This window comes from Rothia sp. HSID18069 (genome assembly GCF_003989155.1).
GTDB classification, from domain to species: domain Bacteria; phylum Actinomycetota; class Actinomycetes; order Actinomycetales; family Micrococcaceae; genus Rothia; species Rothia aeria.
The window spans coordinates 1233326-1245645 of record NZ_RBMG01000001.1; the positions used below are offsets into that span (position 1 = coordinate 1233326).

The 12320-nt window shown below is 54.5% G+C and carries 13 protein-coding genes; 5 read left to right on the forward strand and 8 right to left on the reverse strand.

Going from position 1 to position 12320, the window contains the following annotated elements; translation table 11 throughout:
* Window positions 1-29 precede the first annotated feature (29 nt).
* Together D8M41_RS05375 and D8M41_RS05380 are read left to right on the forward strand one after the other, a co-directional pair.
* Window positions 30-1007, forward strand: a complete 978-nt coding sequence (locus D8M41_RS05375) for an NADP-dependent oxidoreductase (protein WP_006888869.1) — start codon at window positions 30-32, stop codon at window positions 1005-1007.
* Between the two features lie 79 nt (window positions 1008-1086).
* Window positions 1087-2061 (forward strand): alpha/beta hydrolase, encoded by a 975-nt coding sequence (locus tag D8M41_RS05380; protein WP_006888856.1) that lies wholly within the window; start codon window positions 1087-1089, stop codon window positions 2059-2061.
* A gap of 47 nt (window positions 2062-2108) precedes the next feature.
* On the opposite strand, the gene D8M41_RS05385 is transcribed toward D8M41_RS05380, so the two are convergent.
* Together D8M41_RS05385 and D8M41_RS11920 are read right to left on the reverse strand one after the other, a co-directional pair.
* Window positions 2109-2540, reverse strand: coding sequence for a helix-turn-helix domain-containing protein (locus D8M41_RS05385; RefSeq protein WP_023134609.1), 432 nt, complete (start codon window positions 2538-2540; stop codon window positions 2109-2111).
* A gap of 120 nt (window positions 2541-2660) precedes the next feature.
* The gene (locus D8M41_RS11920; RefSeq protein WP_165575990.1) at window positions 2661-2879 is read right to left on the reverse strand and encodes a hypothetical protein; all 219 of its coding nucleotides are present in this window, start codon (window positions 2877-2879) and stop codon (window positions 2661-2663) included.
* Between D8M41_RS11920 and D8M41_RS05390 the strand changes: the two genes are divergently transcribed.
* On the forward strand, window positions 2844-3329 hold the full coding sequence (locus D8M41_RS05390; RefSeq protein ID WP_006888934.1) for an NADP-dependent oxidoreductase: 486 nt from the start codon (window positions 2844-2846) through the stop codon (window positions 3327-3329). The two genes, D8M41_RS11920 and D8M41_RS05390, sit on opposite strands and share 36 nt — an antisense overlap.
* 38 nt (window positions 3330-3367) lie before the next feature.
* Here D8M41_RS05390 and D8M41_RS05395 read toward each other — a convergent pair whose 3' ends face one another.
* Entirely contained in the window at window positions 3368-4018 is a 651-nt protein-coding gene (locus D8M41_RS05395; protein WP_006888840.1) for a GNAT family N-acetyltransferase, read from the reverse strand.
* 111 nt (window positions 4019-4129) lie between these two features.
* Between D8M41_RS05395 and hrpA the strand changes: the two genes are divergently transcribed.
* Window positions 4130-8569: an ATP-dependent RNA helicase HrpA gene (hrpA, locus tag D8M41_RS05400; RefSeq protein ID WP_126926528.1), complete on the forward strand. Its 4440-nt coding sequence runs from the start codon at window positions 4130-4132 to the stop codon at window positions 8567-8569.
* A gap of 86 nt (window positions 8570-8655) precedes the next feature.
* Here hrpA and D8M41_RS05405 read toward each other — a convergent pair whose 3' ends face one another.
* A complete protein-coding gene (locus tag D8M41_RS05405; RefSeq protein ID WP_094758004.1) occupies window positions 8656-8916 on the reverse strand; it encodes a Txe/YoeB family addiction module toxin in 261 nt (86 codons plus the stop codon).
* A gap of 2 nt (window positions 8917-8918) precedes the next feature.
* A complete protein-coding gene (locus D8M41_RS05410; protein WP_037235618.1) occupies window positions 8919-9173 on the reverse strand; it encodes a type II toxin-antitoxin system Phd/YefM family antitoxin in 255 nt (84 codons plus the stop codon).
* A 145-nt stretch (window positions 9174-9318) separates the two neighbouring features.
* Here D8M41_RS05410 and D8M41_RS05415 point away from each other — a divergent pair, with 145 nt between their 5' ends.
* Window positions 9319-9957, forward strand: a complete 639-nt coding sequence (locus D8M41_RS05415) for a hypothetical protein (protein ID WP_037235621.1) — start codon at window positions 9319-9321, stop codon at window positions 9955-9957.
* A gap of 178 nt (window positions 9958-10135) precedes the next feature.
* On the opposite strand, the gene D8M41_RS05420 is transcribed toward D8M41_RS05415, so the two are convergent.
* From D8M41_RS05420 to D8M41_RS05430, 3 genes are all read right to left on the reverse strand, one after another.
* Window positions 10136-10459 (reverse strand): DUF5713 family protein, encoded by a 324-nt coding sequence (locus D8M41_RS05420; protein WP_094758003.1) that lies wholly within the window; start codon window positions 10457-10459, stop codon window positions 10136-10138.
* Between the two features lie 126 nt (window positions 10460-10585).
* Window positions 10586-10885 (reverse strand): hypothetical protein, encoded by a 300-nt coding sequence (locus D8M41_RS05425; protein ID WP_126926529.1) that lies wholly within the window; start codon window positions 10883-10885, stop codon window positions 10586-10588.
* A 555-nt stretch (window positions 10886-11440) separates the two neighbouring features.
* Window positions 11441-12292: a hypothetical protein gene (locus tag D8M41_RS05430; protein ID WP_126926530.1), complete on the reverse strand. Its 852-nt coding sequence runs from the start codon at window positions 12290-12292 to the stop codon at window positions 11441-11443.
* Window positions 12293-12320 lie beyond the last annotated feature (28 nt).

Below are 12320 nucleotides of genomic sequence, written 5' to 3' on the forward strand. Positions count from 1 at the left end.
TCAGTAACAGAACATCTAGGGAGGTAACCGTGACAGATACCATGCAGCAGGTGCAGCTCGTGGAGTGGGGTGGGCCTGAGGTGCTGCACCTTGCGGAGGTTCCCGTCCCCGAGCCGGTGCGCGGGCATGTGGTGGTACGGGTTCAGGCGGCGGGCGTGAACCCGATTGATACCACCACCCGTAAAGGGCTGGGCCCCGCCGCGCAGCTGGCAGATGCCAGCAAACCGGTAGTTCTGGGCTGGGATATTGCCGGGGTGGTAACCGCCGCTGCGGGTGACTACACCGGGTTCGCAGTGGGTGATCGGGTGTTCGGGATGGTGAATTTCCCGGTTCTGGGGAACGCCTACGCACAGTACGCCCTGGTTCCCGCCTACCAGCTGGCTCACGCCCCAGATAATGTTCCAATGGAGCAGTTGGGGGCCGCTCCCCTTGCCGCCCTCACCGCATACCAGGCGCTTTTTGAGGTGGCGCGCCTTGCTGCGGGCGAGCGCATCCTCATTCATGCTGGCGCTGGCGGGGTGGGCCATATGGCGATTCAGCTGGCGGCAGCTGCCGGGGCGCAGGTGTACGCCACCGCATCTGCGCGGAACCGTGAATTTGTGGAGTCCCTGGGTGCGGTGTGTATTGACTACACCTCGGGAGATTTTCGTGAGGCTCTTGCCGACGATGGTGAGCATATTGATGTGGTGCTGAATTCAACCGGCGCGCAGACGTTCCTGGACTCGTTGGATGTGCTGGCCCCCGCCGACCGTATTTTCGCACCGGCGGGGCGTATTGTGACGCTCACCAGCCCCGACCCTTTGGAGACGGCTCGGGAGCGCGGTTTCACGGCACAGTGGCTGACGGTGCACCCTGATGCCGGGCAGCTTACTAAGATCGCGCATTATCTGCAGGAGGGCACGCTGCGGGTTCACCTTGACCGGGTGTTTCCGCTGGCTGAGGCTGCGGCGGCCCACGAGTATATTGAGCAGCGGCACGCGCGCGGTAAGCTAGTGCTCGTTCCGTAGGCGCTGCGGCTCGTGCTTGTACGCTTCGGTGTGGGTGAACGGTTGGGTGGTTAAGGCTTGGAGGCCGTTTAATGGTGGTATGCCTGATTATGTGACTGGTTTTTACCGCCCGGATTCGTTCCCTTTTGAGCAGCGGCAAGCGTTTGCCTACGATTTCTTTCCCGCTGTCTCACCCGCGGCTTCCGACGCTCGCTCTGCCCTTTTGGTGTGGGTGCACGGCGGTGCCTGGCGGTTTGGTGATAACCATGGTTTACGCGATATTTCTCGCGCCCAGGGTGCCATGAGGGCGCTGTTTCAGTGGGCGGGGTGGGCGGTTGCTTCGGTGAATTACCGGTATTCGCATCAGGGTTTGTTCCCTGCCCCGTTGCATGATGTGGCTGAGGCGGTTCGGTTTTTCCGGGCGAATGCGGCCCAGTTTGGGGTGGATGCTGGGCGTATCGCTATCGCTGGGGGCAGTGCGGGCGGGCATTTGGCGATGCTCTGCGCGTTCGCCGCCGATAGCGCCGCATCAGGTTCTCTGGACGCTGAGCTGGCCGAGTATTATCTGGGTTTTGGCTCTAGCACCTACCCTGATGTTTCAGCGTCGGTGGTGTGCGCCGGGTCGTTCTACGGGGTCAGTGATGTGCGCACGATTTTTAGCGATAGGCCGTTGGCGGGGTGCCGACTGGCGCATCGTGATGATGATGGCGCTGAGTGGCGCCTGCTGGGCAGCGTGTACCCGGTTCCGGCTGATACTGCGGCGGATGCGCCAGCCCGGGTGAACTGGGCGCGGGCGCATCCTCTTGACATGGTGCGGGCTGAAGGCCAGAGGTGCCCGCGCGTGCCCCTGTTTTTGGCGCATGGCATAGCCGACTCGTGTGTGCCGTATCAGCAGTCGGTGCGCGTCTTTAACGCTTTAAAGGCGCACGGAATACCCACCGATCTGGTGTTAGTTCCCGGTGCGGAACATGCGGACCCGAACTGTTTCAGCCCGAGGATTACCGCACAATTTTTAGAGTTTCTGCAACAGCACATGCCCACAGACAGTACCGATAGTCCCACGGAGTCAGCGTAAGCCGCCTTAACCGGGTGAAATAATTAAGGTACGAGCCGGGTTATGCCCTACTTTTTATTCATCCGGTGCGCCCGGTATGTTTCTACGTCGGCAAACGCTACACGGCGGTGTTTTTTCAGTTTTTCGAAGGGGATTTTCCCGTCTTCAAGAAGCCGAACAAGCGTGGGGCGTGACATTCCCAGATAATCGGCGGCTTCCTGGGTGGTCATCATTCTATCCTGTTGCACAAGCGTGACTGCTTTGTGTTCCAGCTGTGCCCGCAGAATGGTTTCTAGCGGCGCGTACATATCAGGGCTCAGGGGTATTTTTTCCCCTTTGCTATTTGCAATGTAGAGGGTATCGGCTTCTTCTGTGTGGTGCTCAGCGTCCCGTTTACGCTGGGCGTTTAAAAGCATGTCGAATAGTTCGCTGGGTGTGCTGTGCTGGCCAGCTGGATCGGGCTCCTCTTCGTAATATCGCCCCTGCCCTCTGGTGCTCATACGATCACACTCTCTCGCCAATTTACGATATTTCTGTGCCTCCACCTTATCATATATTCGAAATTTTCGAAATATGGGATGATACCTTCACTATTTATTATGCAGATGCTGCGTCCACTATTACCTCAGCACCCGAGTACCGGGGTCAACCTCCGGGTCGTGGTTGGCGTACATGGCGATGCATCGCGGGTCGGCACCGGCGGCACACGCCCAGTCGAGGGAACTAAACGCCGCCTTGGCATCGGTCACAACCCCAGGACGCAGGCGCTTTTTGAGGTGGCGTGCCTTGCTGCAGGCGAGCGCGTGCTGATCCATGCGGGCGCCGGCGGTGTTGGTCATCTCGCGATTCAGCTTGCCCTCAACGCTGGCGCTACAGTTTACGCCACGGCTTCTGAGAAAAACCGTGATTTTATACAGTCTTTGGGCGCAGAATTTATCGACTATACAACCCAGGATTTCCGGCAGGTTCTAGGTTCTACCCTTGATGTGGTACTGAATTCTACGGGTGCACAAACCTTCATAGATTCTTTGGATGTGCTGGTTCCGGGCGGTCGAATCGTGACCCTCACAAGCCCCGATCCTTTAGAGACTGCACGCGAGCGCGGGTTTACGGCAGAGTGGCTGACGGTGCATCCCGACCGTTATCAGCTGGGTGAGATTGCTCGACTCATGTCGCTGGGGATCGTGAAGGTTCACGTGGATCAGACTTTCCCGCTAGAGCAAGCGGCAAAGGCTCATGAACTTGTGGGTTCCCGTCATGTGCGCGGCAAAGTGGTGCTTGTTCCTTAGATTCCACGTGTTCTCTGGAAGAAGACGATCCTGAATCTTTATAGGGCTGCTGATGCTCCAGACGATGAGGTGGCTGCCAGCATATGGTCCACGTCTCTGTGAAGACGCGCGGCTATGGCGGCATCATAGAGCACGCCGTTGTAGCAGAACTTTTCACGTTCTACGCCTTCAACCACGAACCCCGTATGGCGCGCCACTGCCGCTGATGCCGGGTTATTGGTACGGTACCCAAGCTCTAAACGGCGAACACGTGGGGACCTCGCGGATGTAAGAGCTGAGAAATCGTAGCTGATCTTGGCTTGTTCTGCGGGTTTTCCAGGTGATACAGCGCTATCATCCGACGCGTCTATATTCTGTGCCCAGTCGCACGCCGCACGCACGCATCGACGTGTTATACCGAGCCCACGGGTTTCTGCCGACATCCAGTAATAAACCCAAGCTCTATCCCAGGTTCCAGAAGGCTGGCGCCCCATACATCTGAAACCTACGCACCCGGCAGCTTGGTTATCAGCTTCCAGACACCATGCTATGTGTTCAGAAGACGGAAGAAGCTCTTCGCAGATGAGAGTTCGCGCATCTTCTACACCACCGAGAGCTGGCATCTGATGTACAAGATCGGGCGTTGCACGGTATATGTCATAGAGTCTTGCGGCATCATCTTCCCGCCAAGCCCGCAGTTTTATTTTCATGACCTTCCTCCGCGTTTGAGGTTATTAGTATCTGCTCCAAGATTACACAAGACTTCGCCGAAAAAACGGGTTTCTTGGGTACCAAATACAGAAGAGTAAACTAGTAACGATATGTCTGAGCAGAAACCCACCGAACACACAGATACTCCTAAGACCGCTCGAACCGCGCCCAGTATGGCGAGTATGGCGGCTGCTATTCATGCAGCGCCGATGCGCGCACCCAAAAAGCCCGCGCGCGCTTCCCAAACATCTGGTGAGAAACCCGGCGATACTTCCACAACAGAGTCAGGTGCAACGCGGGATACTTCCCGTAAAAATTCTTCGCGTAAAAATAACGCTTCACGCCCCAAAAACCCGCAAAAACGCGAACGCCGCAAGAACCACCGGGACCGGGCCGAACAGCGCCCCTATAACCCGCTGATTCCCGCCGTAATCACCTATCCCGAAGAGCTGCCCGTCAGCGAGCGCCGCGAAGACATTAAGGCGGCTATTCGTGATCATCAGGTCATCATTGTCGCTGGCGAGACCGGCTCGGGTAAGACCACGCAGCTGCCCAAGATGTGCCTGGAACTAGGTCTTGCTGAAAAGGGAATGATTGGGCACACCCAGCCGCGACGCCTTGCCGCACGTTCGGTGGCGGAGCGCATCGCCGAAGAGCTGGGACAGAAAATTGGTGAGACCGTGGGCTACCAGGTGCGTTTCACCTCTGAGGTGGGCGAGAACAGCGCCATTAAACTCATGACCGACGGTATTCTGCTCGCCGAAATTCAGCACGATAAGCTGCTGCGCAAGTACTCCACGCTCATTATTGACGAGGCACATGAGCGCAGCCTAAATATTGATTTTATTCTGGGGTACCTGAAGCGGATTCTGCCGAAGCGCCCCGATTTGAAGGTCATTATTACCTCCGCAACCATTGATCCTGAACGGTTCGCGCGGCATTTCGCACCGAGTTTCGTGCCCGGTAAGGGTGTGGTAGACGATTCTCTCAGCGATGAGGAACGTGAGCTTGCCGAGCAGATTCTTCCCGATGATGCTCCCCCGATTATTGAGGTTTCGGGGCGCACCTACCCGGTGGAGATTCGCTACCGCCCGCTCGATGGGGACGGCTACGCTGATGAAGATGAAGGCGACGAAGACCGTGACCCAACCGATGGAATCCTTGCCGCCGTCGAGGAGCTGTCGAAGGAAGCACCTGGCGATATCCTGATTTTCTTCTCGGGCGAGCGTGAAATTCGCGATGCTCACGATGCTTTGGAGTCTTTGGTCGCCAAGTCCCCACGTATGAACTATGAGGTTTTGCCGCTATATGCGCGTCTGTCTCTCGCGGAGCAGCATCGTGTGTTTACGCCGGGGAGTCGGCCGCGCATCGTGCTGGCGACGAACGTTGCGGAAACTTCGCTGACGGTGCCGGGTATCAAGTATGTGATCGATACCGGTACCGCCCGCATTTCGCGGTATTCGGCGCGCACGAAGGTGCAGCGCCTGCCGATCGAGCGGATTTCGCAGGCAAGCGCGAACCAGCGCTCGGGGCGGTGCGGCCGTGTGAGCGATGGTATTGCAATTCGGCTGTATTCTGAGGAGGATTTCGCGTCGCGTAGCGAGTTTACCGACCCGGAGATTCTGCGCACGAACCTGGCGGCTGTTATTTTGCAGATGATTGCGATCGGCGTGGTGCGTGAGCCCGGCGATATTGCGCGTTTCCCGTTTGTGCAGCCGCCCGCATCGCGCGCGATTAATGACGGCGTGAATCTGCTGCGTGAGCTTGGGGCGCTTTCTGAAAAACCGGCGCGCACGGATAAAAGGGGGAAGCATCATCGTGCTGCCTCGACGCTGACTGCTACGGGGCGTGCAATGAGTGCGTTCCCGGTCGATCCGCGCTTGGCACGCATGATTATTGAGGGTTCGCGCCGTGACTGTGCTAAAGAGATGATGGTTCTTGCCGCTGCTTTGACGATTCAGGATCCGCGCGAACGCCCGGCTGAGGTGCGTGGCACCGCCGATGAGATGCATGCCCGTTTCACGGACGATACATCTGATTTTTCGTCATTCCTGCTGCTGTGGCAGTACATTAATGAGCGCCAGGCTGAGCTTTCCTCTTCACAGCTGCGAAAGATGTGCCACCGCGAGTTTATTAACTTTCTGCGTATTCGTGAGTGGCAGGATCTTTTCGCCCAGCTGCGTGAGATGGGGCGCACCGCGAATATCCGCGTGTCGAACGGGCGCGATATTGACGCGTCGGGGCGTGAGGTTGAGATTCATAAGAGCCTGCTTTCGGGTCTGCTCTCGCATGTGGGCGCTAAAGAGGAGCGTGAGAAAACCTACGGCAAAGCCCCGCGTGGCCCGCGCGAATATCTGGGCGCGCGCGGCACAAAATTCGCTATTTTCCCAGGTTCCGGGCTTTTCAAACAGAACCCCGACTGGGTGCTCTCTGCCGAGCTTGTGGAGACTTCCCGGCTATGGGCGCGCACAAACGCCGCGATTGAGCCGCAGTGGGTTGAAGAAGTGGGCGGGCACCTGCTGAAAAAGCAGTATTCCGAGCCGCATTGGTCGGCAAGCCGGGGTGCTGCCGTGGCGTATACGAAAGGTACCCTGTACGGACTGACGATTTATGCCGACCGTGCTGTGCAGTATTCCCGGGTAGATGCCGCCGCTGCACGTGAGATTTTTATTCGTTCCGCCCTGGTGGAGGGCGACTGGCGCACCCAGCACAAGTTCTACAAGCGCAACCTGCGTGCCCTGGCTGAGGTTGAGGAGCTTGAGGCCCGCCTGCGCCGCCGCGATCTGCGAGTGGATGACTCAGTGCTTTTCGAGTTCTATAATGCGCGCATCCCCGAGCATGTGACGGACGTTCGGTCCTTCGATAAATGGTGGAAGCACGCGCGTTTAGAAAACGATAACCTGCTCGATTTCAACCCGGAAAACCTTATTAATGAGGATGCCGCCGATTATGACGATTCGCAGTTCCCGCGCCAGTGGGTACAGCGTACCGACGGCGGCGAACTCACCCTGGATTTACGGTACGAATACGCCCCGGGTGCGGGGGTGGGCGGTACCCGCACAGATGCGGCAAAACGCGACGGCGTGGCGGTTCAGGTACCGATTCTGTTCTTGAACCAGCTGACCCCCGAGCCGTTCCGCTGGCAGATTCCGGGGATGCGCCACGAACTTTTAACGGCGCTCATTAAGTCACTTCCGAAGGCGATTCGCCGTAATTTTGTGCCCGCCCCGGACGTTGCACGCATGGCGCTGGAGTCTCTGGAGGCGGACTACTCCCCCGCGACTGACGAGCTTTTGCCCTCGTTCGCGCTGGTGCTGCGCCGTCTGCGCGGCGTGGTGGTTGAGCCGGATGCCTTCGACTGGGACTCCGTGCCGGATCATCTGAAGTTCACGTTCCAGGTGCGCGATGCCCGCAATAAGATTCTGGGCGAAAGCAAAGATATTCGTGAGCTGCAGCAAAAACTCCATGCGCAGATTCGCTCAGCCCTGGCAGATTCGCTGGGCGCTTCGGAGGATACGGTGGCGAAGATGGCGGCGCTCGCAGGTGGGAACTCCGCCCAGGGTACCTCATCGCGAACCGGTTCGGCGCAGCAGGGCGTGAAGAAAAACAGTGCGGGCTCGGGCGCAAAACCCGGGAAAACCGCCACTCAGGGCGCAGATTCTCAAGATTCTATCCGTGAAACCACGGGCCTGACCGATTTTCCTGGCGAGGAGATTCCACGCAAAGTACAGCGCATTATTGCGACCCAGGCAGTCAGTGGATACCCGGCGCTGGTGGACGAAAAAACGAGCGTGGGCATCCGTATTTTCCCCACCGAGGCCGAGCAGGTACATTCGCAGCGGCGCGGTATTATTCGTCTTCTGCAGCTGCAGGTGCCCTCCCCCGAACGGTACGTGAGCGATCACCTGTCAAATAAAGAGAAGATTGTGTTCACACAGAACCCGCACGGCTCGATTGACGAACTGATTCGGGACTGCACGGTTGCCGCGCTCGACAAGCTGGTGCCGCACACGCCCGTGTTCACACGCGCCGAATACCGGGAGCTGTTCGAGCATGTGCGCGCCGAGCTGATCGATACCGTCTTTGAGGTCACCAAGCTGGTTGCCGAAATCCTCTCAGAGGCGGCGGCGCTGCGCAAAGCCGTTAAGAAGGCGACCTCGTTGAGCACCATGCACGCCGTCTCAGACGTAAAGGGGCAGCTTGATAACCTGGTGTACCCCGGATTCGTGGCGGGCACCGGGTACGATCAGCTGGTTCACCTGCCGCGCTATCTGAAAGCCGCGCAGATACGCCTGACGAAGCTGGGACCGAACCTGAACCGAGATAATCAGCTCATGCTCACGGTGCAGGATTTGGAGGACTCCTACGATTCCGCTATCAAGTCGCTGCCCGAGGGGACTCTTATTCCCGATGCGCTCGCCCGCGTGAACTGGATGCTTGAGGAGCTGCGTGTGAGCTTCTTCGCCCAGGAACTCGGCACGGCGTACACGGTCTCAGAGAAGCGCATCGCTAAGGCGCAGCGCGAGGCGCTGGAGCAGGTGAAGAAGTAGGTTGTCGGCGGCTCTATCTGGGGTTTCGTGCTTAAAAAGGATTGCATGTTGTCACAAGGTTCAGAATCTTGTGACAATACGCCCTTCTAGGCTCCATAGTGATATCGGCATGAAGCTATAACGATAGAGTCGTCAGTAAGCTTGTATACGAGACGGTGTTCATCGGTAATTCTGCGTGACCACCAACCTGAGAATTGGTGTCTGAGAGCTTCAGGCTTCCCTATGCCTTCGTTACCGTTTCGCTCAACATCTTTAATGAGTAGATTAATACGTTTGAGAACCTTCCGATCCTGAGCCTGCCACCAGAGATAGTCGCTCCATGCTGAATCATCAAATATGATTCTCACGGCTATTCCTCAATCAGCTGCTGCTCAGTTCCAAGACCAGCTTCAAGACGAGAAATAGACTCCATAAGACGACGTGCGTTAGCCGGGGAACGCATAAGGTAAGCAGTCTCTTGAAGAGATTCGTACTCAGACAATGAGAGAATAACTGCAGGCTCATGCCCGGATCGAGTGATGACAACTTCTTCGCGGTGGTCTTCAACGTGATCAAGTACTTCAGCATACCGAGCCCGAGACTCAGTGTAAGACATGGTTTTCATAAGCGCTCTCCTTCTCTGTACAGTATACCGTACAGAAAACTTGACGGGAAAGCAATTAAGAAAACCGTATCTTCAAATATTCTAAGATCGATCCCCAAATATCTGGGCTCCCCTTTCTTAGTTTTTGAACACGTATGATGGGTATATGACTTTTATTACTACTGCCGTTCTGCTGGTGTGCATTGGTGCGATCAGCACTTACTTCTACAGAAAACATGCCGCCCGCATCAAGCCCCAACCCGATGGGACGATCAGGGCGAAAATGCCCGGCTGGTACAAATTTTGCGGCTACTTCCTCGTCGCGGTGGGAGCACTCTTCACTCTCATCACCCCTACCCTACTTTCAGGCAGTAATCCGATGCCGCCATATATGGCGTTTGGGATTATCGGGATCTGCCTAATATTTGGCATCTGGGCAATTCTCATGGGTCAGCGCCAGTATGTTGAGACCGGTCTAGATTATATTGAGCAGTGCACCTGGTACGGCAAGGTTACCCGTATACCCTTCCATGAGATTGACTCGTACGCCTATAGTTCAAGTCATCCCGGCGGATGGTTGGTTCTCAAAGCGCAGGATAAGCGCAAGATTGCTTTTACCTCCCGTTTTCTCAGGGGCGAGCGGGTGATGTGCACGCTAGTTTTCCGTCAGATTAATGGTCGCTGGCCTTCACCCACAAGCCCCGAAGATCAGCAGGTGTTAGCACCAGAAGCTTCACTAGCAGCCGCTCAGCAATACCTCACGGAGAACCCCATCGGTCAGAATCTAAGCGGACACCAGGTGTAACGTTCAGCAGAGACGTAGACATAGGGTTGTCACTAATGTATAGGAGTGGTTTCTTGATCCAAGAGCGTATGAGCTGCTCTTGAGATCAAGAAACCACTCCCGTTTTTTATATATGCTACTCAAGCCGAGCTATAGAATCCATGAGATGACGAAGCTTTATGTGTAAAGCGGGTCTAATTTACCAGTCACGCTCTGCGATGAGCTCTTCAATATCGAAGTCTTCCTCAAGCCCGTACTCTTTGAGGATGAGGTAGAAGGTCTCAGCGATAGACTCGCGTGCAACGGTCTCAATCTCGCTGTCTGCCTCATCGAACTCATCTGCGAGGGTGTTAATGTTCTTGGTGACTTCGTCGGCGCGGGCCTGGATTTTCTGCGGGTCACGCTCTCCCGCGTCCAGAAGCTCATCAAATTTCCGCAGCTCGTCAGCGACTTTCTGCACCAGGTGGGGCGGGTAATAGTCGTCGTCGCGCATGTCGTAGACGTAGTCATCGTTTTTCAGCATAGTTTTTCCTTCAAAAATTGTGAGGTGTGGCCCCGGCGTGTACCGGAGCTGAGCTTTATAATCCCACGCACCAAAGACGGCAGGCAACCGGATCGGTCATCGCGGGTTCTGTGAGGGGCGGGCCGCCTACCAGCTGCGGTCTGTGACGAATGCGTGGATATCGAAATCGTCGTCAAGGTTGTGCTCTTCCAGGAAGAAGTAGACGGTGTCTGAAACGGAGTCACGCAGCAGCTCGGCGATAGCCTCCCCCTCGTCCCCGGACTCGCTAATAACCTTCTGGGTGGCGGCCACGATACGGTCGCACACCTCCCCCAGCTTCTCGGGGTCGCGTTCCCCGTCCTGGAGTTTACGTTTGAGGGCCTGTAACGCGCCCATGCTGTGGATAATCTCATCTACTTTGATGATGTGCTCAATGTTCGTATCCATAACAGCGCCTTCCTATCAACATATTTGGTGAATAATTTAGGCATGTTCGAGGCTGCAACCCAACGGATGGACGGCGCCACAGAACGTGTCTATTAAGGATACGGCACGCAGACGCAGAGGAAGCTTCAGCTCTGGGAGGCAGAGTTCCTGATGGATGAGAAATACTGTTTGTACCCTTGTGCCCACTTTGTTAGCAATACCCTGAACTAGGTCTTTAAGGAAACTACTGTTTTAAGCTCTTTTGTGGTTCAATGCGGGCGACAGAAGCCATAAAAAGCGCGTTCATCGGGGAAATCATTAGATACATAGTCTCACGAAACGGCTTATACTCAAAAAGGGAGAATCACAGCAGACTCATTCCCGACACAAGTGATAATAAATTCTTTATGCCAGTTTTTAGTATAGATTTATCCTTGAATTTTAGGTGAATAATTTTAAAACAGTATTAACGAATACCCATATTAACATATAATCAGAAAAGCATTCTAAAACTGGCCTTATTCAGGAAATAAATTTTCTGAATAAGACCAGTTAGATTATATAGCTATCCGCTCTTTATTTACCTTCAGCCCATCCAGGACACGTTTCCCCAAGCTTTACTTCGTATCCTTCATTAAAATATAGATACTCTCGCCGAATATTAGTCCAATTTTTAGTTTTATCATTAAAATCTCCCGCAAATACTTGCACTCCCCTACTATCATAGGATACAGGAATTACAGTTTTTGCAAAAAATTCAGATTTTCCGTTAATATCCCTATCACCAGATACACACGCTATATATCCCTTATCATTACCACTATTAATGACTGACAATATATTTCCTGGATTCCACAAAAAACCACCCATCGCAATAACCACAACTATTGTGGTAGTCCAGGAACGGCGATGCCTTTTTTCTTTAACATGAAACATCTCCATGAAGCCCGATAAAATCGGTGTCGCAATAATAAACAAAGTTGCAAGAATAAATGTCCAAATTAGAAAAAATATAAAATAATATGCTGTTGTACGTGGATCAGTCGAATACCCACCTGATAGAAAAGTGAATATAAGACCAGCAAAAAGAGCACCTACTATACATATAGCATAAACAACACCCGCCCAGAGAATTCCCTTTAGTATTGATTTCCCTTGCCACTTTTCCTCAAACCACCATCGAGATGCATGTGCTGGTACAAAGAATAAGACGGTAAAAGATAACATAACTACCACTAAGATTACAGCAATCTTAGTAATACCCATTGAAGATATATAAGCTTGGACATACTCTATCGAAGCCCCAATATCTCCGGAGAAAACAGAAGAGTACCCGCCAACCAAAAGTGCAATCATCAGAGCAAAAGAACCAACAGAGATTAACACCCAGTAGTCTTTAATCTTTTTTATATAATTTTCAATACTCATACACCACAGACTACCCCCCCCCCCCGAA